A 20184-nucleotide genomic window follows, 5' to 3' on the forward strand; every position below is an offset into this window, starting at 1 on the left:
GCATTGCCTGCTATGCCCCGTATGGAACCGTACATCCCCGATGCGTTGCGCATGACCTTGTCTATCTGTTTCTCGCGCTCTTTCCAGAGCCGCTCCATCGCGCGTTTCTCCTGATCTATCTCGGAGCGCATTTCGGTGAACCCCTCGACTATGGCCTCCATCTGCATGCGGAATTCATCGCCCGTGAGGAATTGATAAAGAAGCGTCATCTTATCGCCGGTGTTCTCCTGAACGGCACGCACCGAATCGATGCGCACGAGCGATTCGCGCAGCACCATGGCAACGCCGTCCAATTCATGGAAACTGCATACCCACACGCCTTCACGCAGACCGAATCGATGCATATCCTTCGGCATCGCCTCCGTTATCAGAACGGCGATCTCCGCCTTGGCGGCGCGCTGGTCTTCGCGGACCTTCTCGAGCCACGAGTCGCTGAACGCCTTGGTGCGCTTGCTTTCATAGAGTATCTTTCCGCACGACGTCTGCGCCTCGGTGCGCACCGTCTGCAGCGCGTCCGCGCCTTTCGTGCCTTTGGGCACTTCATCGATGATATCGAACGGGAACAAACGGGCGAGCCTCTTCTCGACCTCTATCTCCATCACCTCGCCCTGCTGCTGCATCGACCCCTGCTCGGCGCGCCGTTTCATCTCCTCGATGAGCACCTTCTGGTCGTCGAGTTGTTTTCTCATATCGAGCATCCGAAGCTCGTTCTTCTCCTGTTCCGCCAGACGCGCTTTTTCCTCGATGCCCTGCTGCTGTGCAAGGAGATCCTTCTGCATGGCAAGGGACATCTCCTCCTCGCGTGCCTTGAGCGCCTGTTCTTTCGTGAGTATCTCTATCTCCTTCTTCTTGAGCTCGACGTTCTCTTTGCGCCGTTTCTCGTTCTCCTCCACGAGCTGCGCTATCTTCGCCTCCTGTTCCTCCTCCGCCGTCTTCGCGGCCTTGAGCAGAAGCTCCTCCCGTTCCGCATCGAATTTCCGGCGGAATTGCGCTTCTATGTCCTTTGACGCCTCTTCGCGTATGCGCTTTTCCAGCGCCTCTTCGACGTTGAATTCATGCCCGCATTTGGGGCAGCTGACGCTCGGTGTGCTCATTGCGTGTACTCCTCGATGTTCTTCCTATGGGGGAACAGTATACCATGGCCGGGCGACAAAAGCTGTCGTAAGGCACGGTCGTTACCGGTATGTTTTCACCCAGCACAATGTATTCACCAGCGCCATCTGCTCGGGCGTTGTGCATTTTATCGCCGTGAGCAGCGGGTTCGCGACGACAATAGCAAGGCATTTCGCACGCGATATGGCGACATTCAGGCGATTTTTGCTGAAGAGGAATTCCAGATGGCGCGGGAGCTCGTTTTCGTCCGAAGTGGTCATGGATACGATGACCACCTCCGCCTCCTGACCCTGGAATTTATCCACCGTTCCCACGCGTGCCTCTTTTCCGAGGGTTCGCTTAAGCAGGTTCACCTGCATATTGTACGGCGCCACGACAAGGATATTCCTCTCTGTCATACCGTGCACGACGCCGTCCTTGTCCGTATAGCGCTGCCTGAGCGCATTCGCATATATCTCCTTGATCACCGCGGCCTCTTCTTTGCTCATCTGCGAGCAACCGGCATGCGTAATGGGATGGAACACGATGCCGCTTGGCCGAAGCGATGGATGCGCATCCTTCGAGAGCGTAAGCACACGCTTCACATTGTCCGGGTGCGGTTCTAGGCGTGAATCGTACACCGCATCCGATATGAATCGGCAGACGTCGGGATGCATGCGCCATGAATTTTCAAGGAATATTCCCCGCTCCGCCGGTATAACGGCCATTCCTTCGAGGAGATAATCGAGCGATGAATCCCCTGAGCGGCCCGGATGCACTCCTTGTATGGGCTGACCGAGCTGCATCTGATCACCGAGAAGAACGATGTTCTTCGCGCTCAAGCCAATGGCCGTGAGATACGCCAACGAGACCTGGCCGGCCTCATCGACGAAAAGATAGTCAAGATGCTGATCGGCATTCTCGTCGGAAAACAGCCATGCCGTTCCGGCGATGATATCATACTTCTCTTCCAGGGCCTCATCATTTTTGAAAACCGTGACGAAACTTCCCTTGTCATAATATGTTCCCTCATTCCCCTTAGTGCCCTTCTTTAACCCTCTGAACGATACACCTTCTTTCCCGGCGCATTCCACTACATCATCGAGGATGTTGTGAATGGCCTTATGACTGTTCGATGTGACACCGATACGCTTCTTCGCCCGCAAGAGCGAGACGATGACATGCGAACCGGTATATGTCTTGCCGGAGCCCGGAGGCCCCTGGATGAAAAGATGACTGCTGTCAAGGCGCGATACCGCATCTATTGCCGCTCCCGGCATCGATGCATGAACGGGCACCACCGCACCCGTACCGCCGATAAGCGACGGCAGGGATCTCAGGAGGATGCTGTTCACCGCGGGGTATGCATTGCCGCCCTCGATGATATCATCAGCATACCGGAACAGCGCTTCGGTTATACACTTCGCGTCCGGAGGGACACCGGGACCGATATTCATACGCGCAGGCAGCGGATCCTGTGTCTCCCCGATCTTTATCTTTATAGTGCATAATTCATCGTCCATGACGATAGCCCTCAATGGTCTCCCGGTCTCGACCTCTGAGCAGTTATCGCCATTCTTTATCTTCGTGTCCTGTCCGGGATACGTGTACGTATACACGAACGAACGTTTCACGGGTACGGGATCCCCTGACTGCACAAGCCCCGTAAGACATGCAATATCCTCGGCTATCTCCTCTTCGGTCATGGTCCTGCGGTCATAGAGCTCCCAGAACGCCGGCTTATTCATGCGGCGCACGAAATCAAGGAGATGGAAGACGAGTTCGCGCCTATGATGATCCGCTGTCCATGTACTGCGGTCCTCAGGAAGTTCACCGGTCAATGCCTTTCGGTATCGCTCGATACGCGCTTCATGCTCTTTCATGAACTCTGATACGGGCGTATCTTCACCATCCGTTCCTGCAGCGTCTCTCGTCCATGGCATGTCTCCCGGCCGAAGCGTGATCAGCCAATCGCGGAGAAGCTTTGTGGAATGAACATCGTCCTCGTTGTACCGCGCTATATCGTCGAGCAGCTTCTGGTCCTTCGTGACCCGCCATTTTTCATACCATACGATGCTGTCCACCGCGTTCGTAACACCGCCCTCGCGGCCGGAGAAATAGAAATGCTCGATGTTCTTTATGGAATATTTCGGCTCAGAGACGCGCATGGCCTCGCGCACCACGCGGTAGAGGTCGACGAATTTCTGCCGACGCAGGAAATCGTCCATCTCGGCCTCGCGGGAAGCGTGCATCGACATGAGGCTTTTAAGCGCGGTCGTCTCGTACGGGGCGTAATGGTAGATATGCGCAGCGGGATATTTTTCCAGTCTGTCGACGGCATAATCGATGAAGCCCTCGAAAGCGGTCTTTTCCTCGGCGCGTGAATGTCCCCAGAACGCCTTGAACGTCCATTTCCCGGCGTCTTTGTAATACACGCCGAACAGATATTCCAATCCGCCCTCTTCCCATGGGTCGCCTTCCATATCGAAGAACATGTCGCCGTCGTCGGGTTTCGGCATGCGGTAGAATCCACGCTTTCCGCCTTCATCCAACAGAAGTATTTCATGATCCGGTTTTCCCGTTACCCGCGCCTTCACCTGCAGAGCCGCCTGCGAACGAAGCTTCTCGAGCGTCTCCGGCGCCATCTTGTCGACCTTCCGATCCGCGGGGATGTCCGCGAGCTGTTTCATCGTCCTTATTCCTGCGGCTTCGAGCCTCGATGTCTGCAGCCGGGTGATGTTCGCCGTGAGCGAGAGATGATCATCATCAGCCCATTTCTTTTCACAGATGCCGCGCCATCGGCACATGCCGCAATGCTCGCAGGGGAGCGGATATGTCGGTTCCGATATTTTCATATGCGCAAAAAAGCGATCCATGAGCGATGTGCAGTAGTGTGAATAATCGGCGCAGCGGTAACGAACGGTCTCATTGCTCCCGAGCACGACATGCATCTCTGCGGGTGCCGCCCCCTGCAGTTTATCCAGCAAGGATGAATAGAACGCGAGCTGTACGATGAATTTCGCCTTAGTGCTGTGCGCAAGCTTGGTATCCGCCGCCTCGTAGCGCCATGCGCCGAAACTCGATGGGCCATCGACCCGTATGAGTAAGTCCGCGAAACCGAGCAGGTCGCCGTTCATGAGCGTCGCCTGATAGATGACATCCGCGCCGTTCTGCATTGCTTTCAGTGTCGCCGCGGCACGGGCTGCATTGTCGCCGCCCATCGCCTGAACATCGATGACGGTCTTTTTCTCCTTTTTCACCCGGGCAAGATACGCCGCCTCATGCTCAATGCCCTTGCGCTGTATGAGCTCGACGGCATCATCGACGGGTGTTCTTGGAAGCGGCGTGTCGAGGTCCTGCCGATCGAGCGTAGAGATGTGCGTGCATTCGATGAAGTTGGCGATATCGGTCGCCGAATAGATGATCCTTCCCGCCGCTTTCTGCATATGATGCCTCCGCAGAGTTCCAACAGGATAAAGATACCATGGCGGATGTTTTCGTCAATAGGAGATCATCAAAGGGACAATGCGATCGACACGGCTGTATATCCTTAAACTATCACATGATATGCGGCCCCAAGAATACATTGTAGGGCCGAAAATAGGAAAGAGAAGAAGTGTCTCACGGAGAATTCACCTCTATCCCCCAACCCCTTTCCCCTCTAAGAAGGGGAGTTGTTTATATCAGGACATAGCGCAGAACGCTCAGCCATTTTCGGCGCTTCAGATAATCCACTTCATCCTGATGCGCATGCGCCTCGCGCTCGAATGACAGCGCCATGTATGCTCTTATAATATCCCGATAGTATATAAGCTTAATGACGAGCTTGACCACATAGAATATATATCCAACAATGAAGAGCATATCGAGCATTTGCCGGAAGTGTATCTTCTCATGACGTATAACGGTATATCGATATGGACCTTGTATATCCGTACGGACAAGAATGAAGATCTATACCGGACTGCTCCTGATCCAGTGGATTAAAACGCTCGTTCAATTGCTTTTATTTATGAGATTCACTATCACCTTCATAATGACGTCCTTCTCCTCAGGCCTGCTCTCGGCGATGAGCAGTGTCAGCGCAACGAGCGCATTGTCCGCCAGCCGTTTTGATCCGTCATCACGATACAGCAGTCCGTTCTTTGCAAGAAAGTGAAGGAATACCGAAGCAGCGATACGCTTGTTCCCGTCGACAAAACAATGGTCCTTCACAACATAGTATAGAAGTGCTGCGGCTTTCTCCTCGACGGCCTGCAAAAGATCGGCACCCGCATAGGTCTGATATACCGCTTCAATGGCGGCCCTGAACGCATCCCCGCCGCCCATGGCAAAAAGATCTGAACCGCCGTAAGAATTTTTCAGCTCATCGATAATGACAATTGCCTCATCATACGTCAATCGATAGAGCTCTTTCTTCGACGTGTCCCGAATCTCCAATGTGCCATGATCATAGCGATCAAGGACCTCAAGCGCATACCAATAATCCGCCACAACACGCAACAGCGCCTGTGCTTCAGACCCTGTCAGTTCGCGATGTATCACCACATTCGTCAGTAAACGTACGCTCTTTTCAAGATCTTTCAGACGTGCATTCTCTGCCACAAGACGTTTTTCGTTGATCGTATAACCCTCTATAAGATGCCTGCGAAGTACTTCGGTGGCCCAGATACGGAATTGCGTGCCGCGTCTGGTGTTTACCCTATATCCGACAGCAATTATCATATCGAGATTGAAAACCTTTATCGTGCGTTTTACCTGCCGTTCTCCTTCCGTTCGAACTGCTAAGATATCCTTAGTAGTTGAGCTCCGACGCAATTCACGGGCTCGATAGATATTCTGAATATGCATAATGATATTTTCACTGGTAGTACCGAACAATCCCCCCATATCCATTTGAGAAAGCCAAACCGTATCATCTTCCAGACGAACATCGATAGCGGTTTTCCCGTCATTGCTTCTATAGATGATCACTTCGCCATGCTGCGGGCTTTCATGTTCCATTCCACGAACAGGCTTACGTTTATTTCGTGCTTTTTTCATCGGTCAACCCTCTCGCACGCTATTCTATTCCTGCCGGCAGTATATGCAAGTCCCCTATCCTCTAGCGGCGGTGCGGAAATAAGAATACTATTTTTATACGTATGACGCGGACAACAAGCCAGTCAATACATCTGCATATTCTTATGATATCACATGATATACGGCCCCGAGAAGCCCCATCGTAATAAGAAATAGGATTGAATATACTGAAAGGCTGCGACAAATATTGACGTAACAATGCCCGGACAGGGGCGTTCGCGTGCTATTGACATTACTCAACATCTTGAGTATATTTACTCAGCACATTGAGTAAAATAAGAAGGATAGTATGTATACACGCCTGCAGTATAAGGCCGTGTCGGAGCGGCTTAGTGAGCCGCGTAGGTACATCCAAATACTCTTCGGGCCGCGCCAGACGGGGAAGACCACGCTCGTACAGCAGGTGCTGGAACGCATCGCAATGCCTTCGCTCTATGTTTCTGCGGACAGTGCCGGGGCGGAATCGAATGCCTGGATAGACCAGCAGTGGGAGACGGCCCGCATCCGTCTGCGTACCGAAGGCAGGGGAAAAGGGTTCATTCTCGTGATCGATGAAGTACAGAAAGTGCACGATTGGAGTACCGCGATAAAAAGGCAGTGGGATAGGGACACGAAGGATGATCTCGGCATCAGGGTGCTCCTGCTTGGTTCATCGCCGTTGCTTATACAGCACGGCCTGCGCGAGACACTGGCAGGAAGATTCGAGATGATGCGTCTTACGCACTGGTCATATCCCGAAATGAAAAAAGCGTTCGGGTGTACCGTAGAACAGTTCATGTATTTCGGCGGATACCCCGGCGCGGCGGCGTTCATGGGCGATGAGGACCGCTTCAGGCACTATGTGAAGGATTCTCTCATCGAAACGAGCATTACCAGGGATGTGCTCATGATGACGAGGATAGACAAACCCGCCCTGCTCAAGCGCCTGTTCGAGCTCGGCTGCCTGTATTCGGGACAGATAATGTCATACACAAAAATGCTCGGACAATTGGCCGATGCGGGCAATACGACGACACTGTCGCATTATCTGGACCTTCTTGCCGGCGCAGGGATGATAAGCGGCATGCAGAAGTTCTCGATGAAGGCGGTGTATGCACGCTCATCAAGTCCGAAATTCATGGTGCTCAATACGGCGCTCATGACGGTGCAGATGGGATCATCCTTCAAGGAAGCGCAGGCGGACCCTGATCGATGGGGACGTATTTGCGAGTCTGCTGTCGGCGCACATCTGTTGAACGCTTCGGCGGACGGTACTATCCGGGTGTGCTATTGGCGCGAAGGCGATCATGAAGTCGATTTTGTCCTGTCAAAAGGGAAGAGCATCATCGCCATTGAGGTCAAGAGCGGACGTTCGAGAGGCATTCCGATCGGCATTGGACCGTTCAGAAAGCGGTACGCATCCGCAAAAGTACTGCAGATCGGTACCGGCGGTATATCATTCGATGAATTCCTGTCACTGCCGCTTCCCGCCTTGTTCGAATAGCACGTTACGATATGCCCGCATTAATTCATGTCGTCCCGGGCGCCGGAAAGTCATGGCATGTTTAAAGCGGTCGATATCATGGCAGGGATGACAGCCATCGATGAGCAGACACAACCAGCGTATCATTCCCGCCCGTGCGTATGATCTTGCGGATATTATCGCGCCGTGTCAGCTGAACCGCGGGGATATCGAGCACTTTCTGGAAATGCAGAAGACTTTTTGACGGGGATTCGTCGTTCATTTTCGCCTCTATGATAAGGAACGGCGTGCGTTCTTCAGCAAGGAGGAAATCGACCTCTTCCTTTTCCTTGTTCTTGAGATAGTGCAGCGAAAAACGCCCCCATCCGAGATCATTCCAGAGCGTTACCGCCCGGTAAAGCTCAAGCGCGGCCATATTCTCAAAACGAAGCGAAGCGTCGCTTACCTCAGGGTAATTATAGAGATATAGTTTTCTCTCTTTCAGAATGGAACGCGGTATCTTCGGCGTCCACGTACCGATGCTGAAGCTCACATAGAAATCCTCGAGGAGCTTTATCCAGCTTTTGACCGTATCGAAGCTTACCTGAAGTGCAGCGGCGATGTTGTTCACCGAGAACGGACTGCCGACCTTTGAAGGAAGCATCGACACGAGCAATTCCAGTGTATCGAGGTCCTTAATTTCGGTAAGTGTGCGTATATCCTCCCGGACTATCTGCTGGGCGAAGGTTTCCGACCAGCGGCGCCAGAAAGAAGCATCGTTCTTGACGAATGGTTCGGGGAAGCCGCCGTATGCGGACAGACGTTCCCAAAGCGCGCCGGTCTCCTTTGCAGGGTTCAGGTCCCAGTCATGCAGCAGATCGGCGCGGAACGCGTCAAGCCGCCGCCGCTTGCTGCAAAGCTCAGAAAGTGTGAACGGGAACAGGTTCATGGATACATATCGCCCGGTGAGCGCATCACCGCCGCGTTTGGAGAGATCGAGCCTGCCGCTCCCGGTAATCACGAACTGATAGGCATCTGCGAATTCGTCATAGACCCCTTTGAGATAATTCTTCCATCGCGAGTATTTATGGATCTCATCAAGCATGATGAGCGGCGGCGTCTTATCGGTCCTGTTCAATTCCTGGAAGAACAGCGGGTTTGCGGTGAACTTCTTTTTGTCGGTTATGCTGTCCCAGTTGAAATACAGCGTGTTCGCATATGCGTCCGCCAGTGACCGCGCGAACGTTGTTTTGCCGCATTGCCGCGGACCGCTTATGAATATGAGCTTTCTGTCCTCTGCCAGGGTCTGCAATGCGGCCCGGTATAATGCCCTTTTTACCATACGGCTATAATACAGCATCACTTGGAATTAGTCAAGACTATTTCCGAGTACCCTCGGATCCAGCCAGCCCATTGTTACAGTTTCGCCAGCGCCCTGAGCACATCCAACATCGCTACCGTATCCCGCTCGCAGTATTTGAGGAGCGCCGTGCGCGTGCGCTTCACCTCGTTCTTCGGCGCATCGTAATGGAGGCTTTCATACGCGCGGCTGGCCGAACTGCCGTCGGCAATATCCAGATCATCATATCCGCCGCCTTTGACGATAGCGGGATATACGCACTTTATCGAGTATTTGCCTTTCATCGCCGGCGAATAATACGCATACGATGAGAACGGGTAAGAAAGATCGACGAGCCTCTTTACGATGGCGTTGATGCCAGCGCGGTATTTCGGCAGTTCATCGGCGAGCGCATTCAGCCGTGTCCGTTCATACGGCGTATACATGAGGATATCGCCTTCTTTGCCCGCTTCATCGATAAGCTGCCTGACGAGCTTCTCGCGCGGGTCGTTCTTCCCGTCACCGAGGAAGACGAAATGCTCGGGCTTGGCTCCCGGCTTTTTGATCCGGTGCATGGAATACTGGAACGCTATCGTCTGATACGGATGCGTACCGTCGAATAACGGCACCGCGGGCATCATGGTCTCGAAGTCGAGGAAGTAGAGCGGATAGGTGAGCTTCGCGAGGAATTCCCGTATCTCCTCCTTTTCGATATGCGGCTTGCCGCTGCGGTAGCTCGCAAGCTCGATGGTGTTCTTGCCGCTGAGCGCGTAGTCCTTCGGTATATCGTCAAGGGCGACTATGTTCTTATCGAACAATTCCCATGCCTTCTTGCCGAAGCGTGAGAGCGTGAACACGCTGTCTTCCGGCATATCTTTCCAGCAATGACCGTAGAAAGAACATCGATACGGCGCTTCACAGTGCTGGCCGATGGCCACATCCGGCATCTTCTTTGCCGCGAGCACTTTCTTGAGCTGCCTGACGGTATCGGCGATATCGTTTCGCATTTCCTTCGCGAGCGGCAGTACGGACTCGACGGTAAAAAGATCCTTGATCCTTATATCGCCTTTGCGTACATACTCCTTGTTCAGGTGCACTATCGATACGTCCTTCACGTTCATCCCCGCCTCCGTGAGCACATAGTACTGTATGGCGGCGTCAGTTGCATAGGTATCGTTGACGGCTCCGCCGCTCTTTACTTCGTAGATATGATACGCGCCGTTCCTGAGCACAAGAATATCCACCGCGGCGAGCACGCCGTTCGCTACGACTGCCGCTTCATAGATGATCTTTTTACCGTTCTTTATCGCATCCGATGTCTTCTGTATCGCCGGGCCGAAAAGCGGACGTCCGTCTGCGTCGTGTTCCGGACTCATATCCGCTCCGCCGGGGAATATCCCCTGAGCAAGAGGGCCTATGTCATGCCCTTTGTCGAATATCGCCTGCTGCCCGTCGCTTATCTCGTCCTGCCAGTCATAGTGATGGCGATAGAGATAGAGCGACTTCTCGCATTGCATGCCGCGTACTACCGTGGATTTGCTCAGTTCGTATGCTCTCATTCATCCTCCCTGTTCCGTGCGGTATATGCGAATCGAATATCCGCCTGTATTACAGTATATCACATCCTGCGACAAATTCTGTCATTCCCGGATGCTATTGTATCCCCATGATAACAACCGAGCCGGAAGCGGCCGTCGATCGTATACGGCGGCATTTCGGGGCCGTACGCGAAGTCCCGGATATTGAGATAATGCTCCTGCCCAACGGCCACACGGTGCTCACCTGCAAGGCCGCACACGGCATCGGTGTAAGGGTGCTTCCGCACAGCGGCACTTCGTTCACGTTCATGATGGACCTGGGATCCGACCCGCACATACTTTCGCACCCGCGGGCAGCGGATGAGCCCGATCTCTACTGGCTGCTTTCTGCGGGTGTGATCCCGATTATGAAACAAGACTGCATGACCTCCATTACCGACTACATATGGCAGCACCTGAAAGGCGGCCGCACCGAGGACATCATTGAAACCGCAGCAGAGACGGCGAACGACATCTGGCCCATGCATATCCCGGCCAAAGTAACGGACATCTCGGACTACCCTATCCCGGAGGCGATGAAGTTCATTCACAAAAGGCTCAGGGAATTGGCAATGTCCGCGGTTGAAATGTGCGATCCTGCCGCGCGAAAGACCGCTCTTCGCTTTCTCCCCCATGCCCGTTTCGATGTATACCGTATTCTCGTACGTCATAATTCCGAGCGCCTGCGCGAGCTCAGCGAAACGGCCCCGGGCGTGCTGCTCTTCATAGTCGGCCTTACCCGCATAGGAGCAGGTGAAGAAGCGGAGAGAATGATACATGACGTTGAACGCGGGCGTCCGCTGAAACCCATGCTCGATGATGTTCTCCCCGCATGGCTGAGCAGGCTTATGACCTATCTCAGAAGCAATGGCAGGGACCAGGGTTTTTTCTACGGCGGCGTTATGAACAGACTTATGAAGCTCTCGCCGGCAGAGGAAAAGCGCCTGCTGCTCGAAAAGCGGCTCCTCATACTGCGCATGCGCCATCGTGTTCCCATCAATGCCGTCTGGCTCCCGCCGCCCATCGCCTTTTCGCCCGAGGATATACCTGTCACTACACGGGATAATGGCACATGGTACCGCGTCATGTACGGTTCACGTCTTTCCGTATGCGGCGACGAGAACGCTCCGCGCGCATCTTCGTTCATCGCCTTCATATCAAAAAATGCCGTAACGCTCGGAAGATACGCATCGAGGGGCAGCGGGAAAAAGATCGGGGAAATGTACGACTACACGGCCGCGCACGGCCTCGCGCCGGGCAGAAAGACATCGCTCATGCGCCTTATCCGCGAGAGCAATCAATGGCACCGGACAGCGCTCGAGGTGGACAGGCTTCGCGCCGAGCTCAGAAGCGGCAATGCCGATGATGTAGCGCCGGATACGGTGCTCATGAACCCGTTCAGCGCGTGGGAACATGCGGGCTCGACCATTACGCCGATAACGACGGCGCAGCGGCTGTTCGATGAGACCGCTGCTATGAAGCACTGCGTTGCACGGTTTGTTCGGGACGCCGTTGCCGGGACGCGGTTCTTTTTCTCAGCCGTGCACGGCAAAAGCCGTCTTACCATCGAGGTCGTGAACGATAACGGCCGATACACGCTGGGCCAGGTGAAGGGTGTGAGGAATCGTGAGCCGAAGGAGAAAGAGGAAAAAATGGTGCGGCAATGGGCAGCGGAGCAAATGAAAATATCCGCATGAGGCTCAGACATGGCTCGTGATGGGGAAAAGGTGGGGATCGCGAAAATACCGGTCACTTGTTGCGACAGCATTGTGTGCATCATAACGTCATCTAGATAGTTGAGAACAAGGGGTCATGACCCCTTGTTCTCTCTTTTCGCGACTGGATCAATTGTTCAGATGGATCTGTATTTTCAGCTTATGTCGCTTCTTGATCGGTTCGTCCATTCTCCGCCTGTGCTGATAGTATAGAGCGCAATCTGCGACAGCATCGAGGAGACCAACATATAAGCGGCAGATCCTGCAGCAAGCCCGCTGTATATATTTGCAGATGCGATGGGTGATGCACCGCGGAGGGATACATCGAGCAGGAATGCGGACACACACGTGAGCATGATGAGCCCGGTGACCGTCATTATCTCGTATCTCAGTAACGTAGCCGCACCGTCAGCTGTCCCGTGCATGTCTACGATACGGCGAATTTCCTTACGCTGGGCAGTTGCTTCGTCCCATGATATCGTCTTGGCATTGAGTGCAGCATCGACCGCAAGCATTTTCGGCGGCATTGAATCCAATGCGAACTGTGCGGCAACCTCCGATATCCTGGCCGTGCCGTGCGTGATGAGAAAGTAATTCACACCGGTGAGCACGAGGTATATGAGCATGCCGGCCGCGAAAATATGAGAAGATGCCAACACACCTGGTATTTGGATGATACGTATATCGAATGCTGTTCCTTCTGCAAGAATATGACGCATGATGGTAACTGCAAGCGTAAAACGAAATACGGTCATCGCGAACACAACAGCCGGGAATCCATCGGCGGTGTTCCTTTTTACAGCATAATGCGCCGCAGCAAGTATGGATATGCCGAGGAATATATTCGCTGCGAGAAGTATATCGTTGATCATCGCCGGTATGGGGATGATGATGAGCGCAATGCAGGCGCATGCAAATACTGCGGACATTGCCGTGTCACATGTGTTTTTTCTCATAATTCTGCTCCTTGTCCCTATGGTACTGCATGGTCACGACATTATCTGCCGCTGCGGTTTCGCCGCGTATATTTCAGGTACAGCTTTGCACATGCCGTCGCATCCGATAGCGCCTCGTGATGGTTGAGCTTTATCCCGTATTCCCTGCAGCAGTCCGCGAGCCCTTTATCATAGATCTTGTACGTGCACGCCGTCTCGTACTCCGGGACAGCGATGCCGAAATGCGCCAAGGTATGCCTGAGACAGCCGTCATCGAACGATATATTATGAGCGACAACAAGTTCGCCCTCGATGTACTTTTGTATCTCCGGCCAAACTCGATCGAACGTCCTTGCATCGGCGGTCATTGCCGCATCGATGCCGTGTATCTCGATGAAATCCGATCGGTAACTGTTCCCCGGCGGCTGTACGAGCGATGAATACGTGCGCTGTATCCTGCCGCGTACAACGCGCACAAGGCCGACCTGGCATATACTTGTTCTCCCGGTGCTGGCAGTCTCAAAATCAATGGCGGTGAATGTGTTTTTCATTTCTCATCCTTCATCGGCGGGAACGGATACCGTGTCTGTATGAATTCATGAAGCTCGGATATGCGCGCGGCAACGGATGCAACGGCGTGTTCGTCGCCGGGCGCCCTCATGCTGAGCATTATACTTATAAGCCGCTTCCATATCTTTCTGAGGAGCGAGACCTCAAGAAGCTTAATCGCGTAGTAGTATGTACGCGTAACATCCGGTATGACGTCGATAAGTTCGCGGATACGGGCCTGGCGTTCATCCGGGGTTTTCTCGTTAAGGTAGCGCTCAAATAATTTCTCAGCCGAGAATTTTTTCTTTTCTTTGAACGCATGCCGAAGATCGCGGTAAAGCTCGCGGTGGAGATCGTCGGCGAAGTCGTCCGGTTCCAGAAGGTCGATGGCGACCGCCGCCGCACCCGGCGACTGGAGCATGGAGCCGAGCACAAGCCGCTCCTCCTCTACGGGAATATCGTCATACTTCATGCTCTTTCCCTGCGGCGAACACCCGCGCCGCATCGAGCACGACGCGTATGGAAGCCGCGCTCATGAGCTCTTCGGGCTGATGCACGAGCGGATGGCGTTTGAGCCGCGCGATAAGGCCGTAGTCGAGCGTCTTGAAACGGAGCTCTACGAAAACACGCGCATCAAGCGTGAGCGTACGGAGAGCGGCCGCGAAACGCGTTTCCGCCTGCCTGAGCCCCTCCGCGAGCGACGCGCTGTCGCTTTTTTTCACGGATTCAGAAAGCCGCAGGAGCTCTTTCTTCAATTCGGACGCCCTTTGTTTTGCAGCATCATCGGCAAAGAAGGCCGGAAAATCATCAAAAATATGCGCGGCATCCAGCGTGATCTCGCATTGCCCTGCGGGGGAAGAATATACCGCATACGCATTCCTGTCGGCTTCGGGCACATCGGCGCAGAGAGCCTTGAACCGTACCAGTGCCGCATCATAGAGTTTTTTCGTGTCAATCATTGTTCGCCTCCTGTGCGCTCAATCTACTGCAAAGATGCGTCAGAATATGTCGCAGGCTGGAGAAAGACACAATGTCAATGCTCCCTGCGGGTATTGCTCTTGCGCTGATCGCTATCCCGCCGGTTGAATAAAACGTTGTTCAGTGATACCATGCACAGGCCGATAACACTGTGACGATATGTTATACTGATGGTTACGCTGATATGAAACGGTGGATACATGACACCCGATGATGCTGTTACACATTGGATAGAGATCGCTGCGCGCGATCATGACACGGCAAAGCTGCTTCACGAACACGGGAAATATCCCGAATCGGTGTTTTTCTGCCATCAAACCCTTGAGAAGATCATCAAAGGCTATTACTATTCTGTAAAACGATCCGCTCCGCCATATATACATAATCTGACCAGACTTATCAAGGAAGCGGGCATTTATGAACTGCTTTCAGAAGAGCAGAAGGATTTCATTGATTTCCTGAGTCCGCTCAATGTGCGTTCACGTTATCTTGATGAGGAAGAACGGCTGCTTGCTGCAATGACCCCGGAACGCTGCGGGGAGATAGTGAAAAGAACGGAGGGACTGTATCAATGGATACTGACGTTATTGAAAAAGTAAAGCAGTATGCAGAAGCTGTTCGTGCGGTAATGCCGGTAAAAATGATCATACTGTACGGATCATACGCACGCGGCACACAGAACAGGTACAGCGATATCGATGTCGCTGTCGTTTGCGATAAGTTGAACGGGGATATCCTTGACATCAGCTTTCAGCTGTATAAGCTCCGCCGTCCGATCGATACCGATATAGAGCCGATACTGCTCGAGTCCGGTGATGATTTCTTACGCTCTATCCTTGAATATGGGACCGTGGTGTATCCATCCGCTGCATAGCGGTTCGATCATCTACGGTCACACTTCCCAATATTTACCGTCATTATGGAACTCCACATTATCGAACAGTTCTGAATATTTCTCCGGCGCGAATGTATGTATCGGAACTATCCTCCGCGGCTTTAATCCGTCCGCAAACCGTTTCAGATCTGCCGGGCTCGCATGCCCGGACGTATGAATGCTCACCTTCGGAATGGAATGTTTCTCCAGCCAGTTCCGTATATGATCATACGATCCCTGTTCCCAATACCCTTCCCGCAGCGAGTAGATATATGATGCTCCGCGAAGACATCCAGCCTGCTCAAGATCACTCATGTGCAGCGAGCGGAAAAGCAGGACAGATCTTTCCGATATTTCTTTCAAATCCTTGAGATAGATCCTGTTCGTGGAATGATGCTGTAAAAGCTCGAACCATTTTTCATTCTTTATCTGCACCCGCTGCCGCTGAGGAATATACACCGCCACCTCCGGCCAGTCCGACTGCGGTATATTTTCGTTCCCCGTTGCTTCAAGGATAACGGCTGAATAGAGATCGATGACAAGCCTTCTGCCGGTCCTCTTGCACGCCCTGAATATCTTTACGATACGGTCTATATTCTGCGAAGACACCTGCACCAGCACCATTCCGGCCGTTCTTTCATATTCTTTGACGAACTGTTCTTCGATATCCTCTTCGCTCGGGAATGATGTCGCACTGTCAATGCGCCCGAGCGATGAACCTTCCAATAAAAGCACATTGATGTTCTCCGGAGCATGCTCTATCATCCGTTCCGTCAATTTCGCCTTGGCTCCGTGCATACGGAGATCACCGCTGTAAAAAAGGCGTTTCCCGTCCGCTTCAATGAGCAGAGAGTATGCGTCGTATCCGGAATGGTCCGTCAGGAACGGCGTTATGGTGAACGGCCCGAGTACGAATGACTTTTCCGACACCATATCCAACCCTGCATTCGGTACAGTCCATGCCCCCGGCATGAACGGCGCGGCCGCTGTCGCGATATTGCGCGCCGCTTTCCCCATGATGACCGGGATCTTCTTATCAACATACGCAAGCAATCCAAAATGATCCAGATGTATGTGCGAGATGATTATTGCAAGCAGCAAATCGTCGTTGCCGTCCAATCCTTTTACGTTTGGCAGAAGGCTGCTGTTATTTTCTTTTGCGTCAAGGAGCAGGCCGAGATCGATGATAATTCTTTTGCCGTTCGAGACAACTTCGACGCAGCTGCCGCCGATCTCTTTACTGCCGCGATGGATGCATGCATTCATTTCAAGCGATGAACCGCCAAGTTCATCCTCCCATCAGCCCTGTAACCTCAAATGAATCCCTGAACAACCGTATCGGCAGCATTTCCAGCACAGCGGCGTTGACCTCATCGATAGTGTACCGACCCACACCGAGCCCGGCCGATCTGCATACATCGGAATCAAAGAACAGCTCCATGCATTTTTTCCGGATAAGCGGATGCGGATGCGACATGTCGAGATCATCCATTTCCGGCGTCAGTCCATCCCTGCGCTTTACGCTGCTGTGAGGGTCATTGGCGATGACCCAATCCGCCGGTATTGCCGGGTCTTGCGATGCCAGCACCGCTATCCTGTCGGCATTCATCTCGTCCATCTGGGAAATGATGTTCGCAAGAAAGATGCAGTGCCATACCGGGTCATCGGCGTTCTTTATAAGACGCCGTTCCTCTTCTGTGAGATACTGCTCGTCTTCATTGAATAGCTTCTGCACAAACGCTTTTATCCACGTATCGAGCTCGGCAGCATGGTACACGATATGACCGATCTCATGACCAACGGCAGCGCGCATCTCATCGATGGAGACATCGTCCGCGAGGAGCTCTTTGGTGAATTGAACGGCCGTTATCTTCTTATGGATAAAGGCGAAGCAGTTACGCATGCCGGGAGCATCCTCATACGCCCGTCGGGATACCCAGAGCTCGGGCATTGCGATACCGAACATGTCCGCAATGGTTCGTACCATCGTATAGATATGACCGTATCGTTTTTCATTCACCGGTTTTGCATCCAGAAGCCGGCCCTTGAGTATTTCCCTGGTGCTTATGCTGCTGCGCTCGACATCGGTCATGGAAATGAATCTCGTATACCCCGGCAGCGCGCTCAATGCGCGGATATAGGTGCCGGCAGGTGATCGTATAGCGCCCAAAGCCGCCTGTGATATCTTCGCGCCCATATACATCCTCCGTTACGTGCCCGATCAGCCTGATCGCATAATGGTGTGCTTTATCGGCAGTTCATTCTTTCTCGAAATAGTAACTCATTCATGCGACAAAATATGTCGTCTCCCGGAAAAGCAGCAGATGCTGAACGGCGTCGTGTAGCTACTCGCGAGGCACGCGGAAGCCGATGCCGGGTTTTGCCGACCCCGTCCGCGAATCGGCCTCATGCCTGAGCAATGCCGCTATCTTCTCGGCGGTCGGATCCGGGTCGAACACTATCTGCTGATACACGTCCTTGAAATCCCCTATGGCAAGCATTTCCGCAAAGGCCACTGTTTTGACAAGCGCGCATAATTCGTGATCGGGAAGAATATCGCCGAATATCTTCTGTGCGGCGTCGATGCACTGCGCCCCGGAAAGATAATCGAAACGGACCTTGAAGGCGAACCGACGAAGGCTCGCGCGGTCGAAATTATCGATGAAATTCGTCGTGCAGATGAGAATGCCCGTGAAACGCTCCATGGCGTTGAGGAGCTCATTGACCTGCGAGATCTCCCATGAACGTTGTGCATTCTCGCGCCGCTGGAAGAAGGAATCCGCCTCGTCAAAGAGGAGTATGCCGTTCTGCTGCTCGGTCTCATCGAAGGCCGCGCGTATGTTCTTCTCGCTCCCACCGACGTACATGTCGAAGATGTCCGAGGCGCGTTTTATGATGAGCGGTTTTCCCGCGCTCTCGGCGATGTAGCGCGCGAACTCGGATTTCCCCACCCCGGGTGCCCCGTGGAACAGCATATTGAGGTTCTTTACCGGCAATGCGAGCTTCTTTTTTTTTAGGTCGGTAAAACGTTCGACGGCGTCGATGATGCTCTCGGGCTTCGTATCGATGGAAAGGAAGGAGAGATCATAATGGCCTGATATCCTGTCGGCGGTGCTCACCGTGCGTCCCTTCTCGAGCGAGCTCATACTGACAAGCACGCGCTCAAGGCGGCTTGAAAGTTCGGCAGCGGAAAGGCCTTTCATCTCCCCGACGCGTTTCAGCGCAAGCGTCGTCTGCCCCACCGTCATGCGGTTCTCCTTGATGAAGCTCTGTATCGTTTCGGTATATGCCTCTTCGGGAATGCCCTCGCGCTCAATGCCCTGCCGGCAGATACGCTCGTTCACGTCGTGCGGCATGGTGTCGAAACGCATCGAATAGCTGAAACGGCGGCGAACGGCCTCGTGCATATGGCGTATGCCGTTGACTATCCAGATGACGGGTATGTTCCCGCGGTCAAGCGCTTCTATAACGGGCGATTTATCGGTGCTGTTCTCGTTGAACATGGACATGGTATTGAGCACGGCATCGGCCTCGTCGAATATGATCGCGGATGATGCTGCCTCGCGGTGTATGCGCTGGCAGAGCGAAAAATAACCCAGACGCATCTCCTCCGGCGCCGGCGCCTTCCTGTCCTTGCCGTCCTCGTCGGTCTCTTTCTCGCGGAACTGCTCGATGGAAAGCGCGCGTATCTTGAGCGAAGACAGTATGCTCCGCGCATATTCGGTCTTCCCCGTGCCGGGCCTTCCGTAGAGGAGGATGTTCACTCCGCGCGTCCGCTGCCGTACAGCGTTCGTCAGTATATCGCGTACGATGACGCTGTCCTTATCGAGGTGGCGGAAATTCCGCATACCCATCCCCCGCGGGACTTCACGGAAAAAATGAGAGAATATTTCCGTGCCCTTGACGGCACTGCTCGTTATCGCTGCGGCAATGCCGCTGTCGATGGCGATGTTATTGAACGGGTGATATCCCCCTGTTTTCCTGAGTATTTTCGACGCATGAAGCGTGCTGTCCGGCGAAAGTGCCTTGAGCAGGAACGGCACAGGGAGTCGGGTGACGATGTTCAGATAGCGCACGCTCGCCATGAAATTGTTCACGCCGAGACTGATATCGGAAAGATCGAACATATAGGATATGATCGCTGTTATAAGGAGCGTTTTTTCCTTCCGGCCGAGCCCGAGCGAACGTATAATGCCGTCTATCTTCGTTTCCATCTGCGAGCCTTCGCGCGGCGGTTCTGCCGCCGTTGCCGCTATCAGCGACATTATCTTCTGAAGGAAGGCGCGTGTACGCTTTCTGTTCGCGGCATCGTTCTCCCCGTCGCGGCAGAGCTTCTTTTCCGCATAGAGCGATTTGATGAGGCGTTTATCGTCGTAGATGAACGAAAATGCGCTCAGGATGACCAGCCATTCATTATCGCTGATATAGAGCACGGTCTTTTCCGCGGAGAGCTTCAGGATGCGCTTGAGTATCTCGACCAGATTGCGCCGTATAAAAGCCTTATCGTTCAAGTCCATGCCGTCCTCCGTGACCGTGTTACGTTGAGGAATATAGCATGGGCATGCGTCATGTTCTGTCGTTCGATCTCACCGGACAGGGTGT

The 20184-nt window shown here is 53.4% G+C and carries 16 protein-coding genes; 4 read left to right on the forward strand and 12 right to left on the reverse strand.

From position 1 onward, the window contains the following. From AABZ39_14200 to AABZ39_14210, 3 genes are all read right to left on the reverse strand, one after another. A partial coding sequence (locus AABZ39_14200; GenBank protein ID MEK6795930.1) for a DUF2130 domain-containing protein occupies window positions 1-1094 on the reverse strand: 1094 nt, incomplete at its 3' end. Between the two features lie 81 nt (window positions 1095-1175). Then, on the reverse strand, window positions 1176-4538 hold the full coding sequence (locus tag AABZ39_14205; GenBank protein MEK6795931.1) for a TM0106 family RecB-like putative nuclease: 3363 nt from the start codon (window positions 4536-4538) through the stop codon (window positions 1176-1178). 550 nt (window positions 4539-5088) lie between these two features. Then, the gene (locus tag AABZ39_14210) at window positions 5089-6135 is read right to left on the reverse strand and encodes a virulence protein RhuM/Fic/DOC family protein (protein ID MEK6795932.1); all 1047 of its coding nucleotides are present in this window, start codon (window positions 6133-6135) and stop codon (window positions 5089-5091) included. A gap of 328 nt (window positions 6136-6463) precedes the next feature. On the opposite strand from AABZ39_14210, the gene AABZ39_14215 reads away from it, so the two are divergent. Continuing rightward, window positions 6464-7657 carry an AAA family ATPase gene (locus AABZ39_14215; GenBank protein ID MEK6795933.1) on the forward strand — a complete coding sequence of 398 codons (1194 nt, stop codon included), beginning with the start codon at window positions 6464-6466 and terminating at the stop codon, window positions 7655-7657. A gap of 76 nt (window positions 7658-7733) precedes the next feature. Here AABZ39_14215 and AABZ39_14220 read toward each other — a convergent pair whose 3' ends face one another. Beyond that, window positions 7734-8927 carry an ATP-binding protein gene (locus AABZ39_14220; GenBank protein ID MEK6795934.1) on the reverse strand — a complete coding sequence of 398 codons (1194 nt, stop codon included), beginning with the start codon at window positions 8925-8927 and terminating at the stop codon, window positions 7734-7736. A 104-nt stretch (window positions 8928-9031) separates the two neighbouring features. Then, window positions 9032-10513, reverse strand: coding sequence for a DUF2779 domain-containing protein (locus tag AABZ39_14225; protein MEK6795935.1), 1482 nt, complete (start codon window positions 10511-10513; stop codon window positions 9032-9034). Window positions 10514-10620: 107 nt separating this feature from the next. Here AABZ39_14225 and AABZ39_14230 point away from each other — a divergent pair, with 107 nt between their 5' ends. Then, window positions 10621-12228 carry a PcfJ domain-containing protein gene (locus tag AABZ39_14230; GenBank protein ID MEK6795936.1) on the forward strand — a complete coding sequence of 536 codons (1608 nt, stop codon included), beginning with the start codon at window positions 10621-10623 and terminating at the stop codon, window positions 12226-12228. A 173-nt stretch (window positions 12229-12401) separates the two neighbouring features. Here AABZ39_14230 and AABZ39_14235 read toward each other — a convergent pair whose 3' ends face one another. Genes AABZ39_14235 through AABZ39_14250 form a run of 4 tightly spaced genes read right to left on the reverse strand, consistent with a single transcriptional unit; the run spans window position 12402 to window position 14689 of the window. After that, window positions 12402-13202, reverse strand: coding sequence for an FHIPEP family type III secretion protein (locus tag AABZ39_14235; GenBank protein MEK6795937.1), 801 nt, complete (start codon window positions 13200-13202; stop codon window positions 12402-12404). 41 nt (window positions 13203-13243) lie between these two features. Further along, entirely contained in the window at window positions 13244-13732 is a 489-nt protein-coding gene (locus tag AABZ39_14240; GenBank protein ID MEK6795938.1) for a 3'-5' exonuclease, read from the reverse strand. Then, window positions 13729-14202, reverse strand: a complete 474-nt coding sequence (locus AABZ39_14245; protein ID MEK6795939.1) for a DnaB-like helicase N-terminal domain-containing protein — start codon at window positions 14200-14202, stop codon at window positions 13729-13731. Before AABZ39_14245 ends, AABZ39_14240 begins: the two co-directional genes overlap by 4 nt. Continuing rightward, window positions 14192-14689, reverse strand: a complete 498-nt coding sequence (locus AABZ39_14250) for a hypothetical protein (GenBank protein ID MEK6795940.1) — start codon at window positions 14687-14689, stop codon at window positions 14192-14194. Before AABZ39_14250 ends, AABZ39_14245 begins: the two co-directional genes overlap by 11 nt. A 219-nt stretch (window positions 14690-14908) precedes the next feature. Here AABZ39_14250 and AABZ39_14255 point away from each other — a divergent pair, with 219 nt between their 5' ends. Continuing rightward, complete coding sequence (locus AABZ39_14255; GenBank protein ID MEK6795941.1) at window positions 14909-15307, forward strand: HEPN domain-containing protein; 399 nt, start codon at window positions 14909-14911, stop codon at window positions 15305-15307. Then, window positions 15280-15582, forward strand: a complete 303-nt coding sequence (locus tag AABZ39_14260; protein ID MEK6795942.1) for a nucleotidyltransferase domain-containing protein — start codon at window positions 15280-15282, stop codon at window positions 15580-15582. The genes AABZ39_14255 and AABZ39_14260 overlap by 28 nt, the downstream gene beginning before the upstream one ends. An 18-nt stretch (window positions 15583-15600) precedes the next feature. On the opposite strand, the gene AABZ39_14265 is transcribed toward AABZ39_14260, so the two are convergent. The 3 genes from AABZ39_14265 to AABZ39_14275 all read right to left on the reverse strand — a co-directional run bounded on the left by AABZ39_14265 (window position 15601) and on the right by AABZ39_14275 (window position 20099). Further along, window positions 15601-16848, reverse strand: a complete 1248-nt coding sequence (locus AABZ39_14265; protein MEK6795943.1) for an MBL fold metallo-hydrolase — start codon at window positions 16846-16848, stop codon at window positions 15601-15603. A 22-nt stretch (window positions 16849-16870) separates the two neighbouring features. Further along, complete coding sequence (locus AABZ39_14270) at window positions 16871-17779, reverse strand: M48 family metalloprotease (GenBank protein MEK6795944.1); 909 nt, start codon at window positions 17777-17779, stop codon at window positions 16871-16873. A gap of 148 nt (window positions 17780-17927) precedes the next feature. Then, window positions 17928-20099: an AAA family ATPase gene (locus AABZ39_14275; GenBank protein ID MEK6795945.1), complete on the reverse strand. Its 2172-nt coding sequence runs from the start codon at window positions 20097-20099 to the stop codon at window positions 17928-17930. Window positions 20100-20184 lie beyond the last annotated feature (85 nt).

The organism is Spirochaetota bacterium, from assembly GCA_038043445.1.
Classification (GTDB): domain Bacteria; phylum Spirochaetota; class Brachyspiria; order Brachyspirales; family JACRPF01; genus JBBTBY01.

Excerpts from the sequence above, each read along its gene's own strand:
- AABZ39_14230 (MEK6795936.1), top strand. The coding sequence starts at position 10,621 with ATGATAACAACCGAGCCGGAAGCGGCCGTCGATCGTATACGGCGGCAT.
- AABZ39_14245 (MEK6795939.1), bottom strand. The coding sequence starts at position 14,202 with ATGAAGTATGACGATATTCCCGTAGAGGAGGAGCGGCTTGTGCTCGGC.
- AABZ39_14215 (MEK6795933.1), top strand. The coding sequence starts at position 6,464 with ATGTATACACGCCTGCAGTATAAGGCCGTGTCGGAGCGGCTTAGTGAG.
- AABZ39_14225 (MEK6795935.1), bottom strand. The coding sequence starts at position 10,513 with ATGAGAGCATACGAACTGAGCAAATCCACGGTAGTACGCGGCATGCAA.
- AABZ39_14265 (MEK6795943.1), bottom strand. The coding sequence starts at position 16,848 with ATGAATGCATGCATCCATCGCGGCAGTAAAGAGATCGGCGGCAGCTGC.
- AABZ39_14210 (MEK6795932.1), bottom strand. The coding sequence starts at position 6,135 with ATGAAAAAAGCACGAAATAAACGTAAGCCTGTTCGTGGAATGGAACAT.
- AABZ39_14235 (MEK6795937.1), bottom strand. The coding sequence starts at position 13,202 with ATGAGAAAAAACACATGTGACACGGCAATGTCCGCAGTATTTGCATGC.
- AABZ39_14270 (MEK6795944.1), bottom strand. The coding sequence starts at position 17,779 with ATGGGCGCGAAGATATCACAGGCGGCTTTGGGCGCTATACGATCACCT.
- AABZ39_14260 (MEK6795942.1), top strand. The coding sequence starts at position 15,280 with ATGGATACTGACGTTATTGAAAAAGTAAAGCAGTATGCAGAAGCTGTT.
- AABZ39_14250 (MEK6795940.1), bottom strand. The coding sequence starts at position 14,689 with ATGATTGACACGAAAAAACTCTATGATGCGGCACTGGTACGGTTCAAG.
- AABZ39_14275 (MEK6795945.1), bottom strand. The coding sequence starts at position 20,099 with ATGGACTTGAACGATAAGGCTTTTATACGGCGCAATCTGGTCGAGATA.
- AABZ39_14205 (MEK6795931.1), bottom strand. The coding sequence starts at position 4,538 with ATGCAGAAAGCGGCGGGAAGGATCATCTATTCGGCGACCGATATCGCC.
- AABZ39_14255 (MEK6795941.1), top strand. The coding sequence starts at position 14,909 with ATGACACCCGATGATGCTGTTACACATTGGATAGAGATCGCTGCGCGC.
- AABZ39_14240 (MEK6795938.1), bottom strand. The coding sequence starts at position 13,732 with ATGAAAAACACATTCACCGCCATTGATTTTGAGACTGCCAGCACCGGG.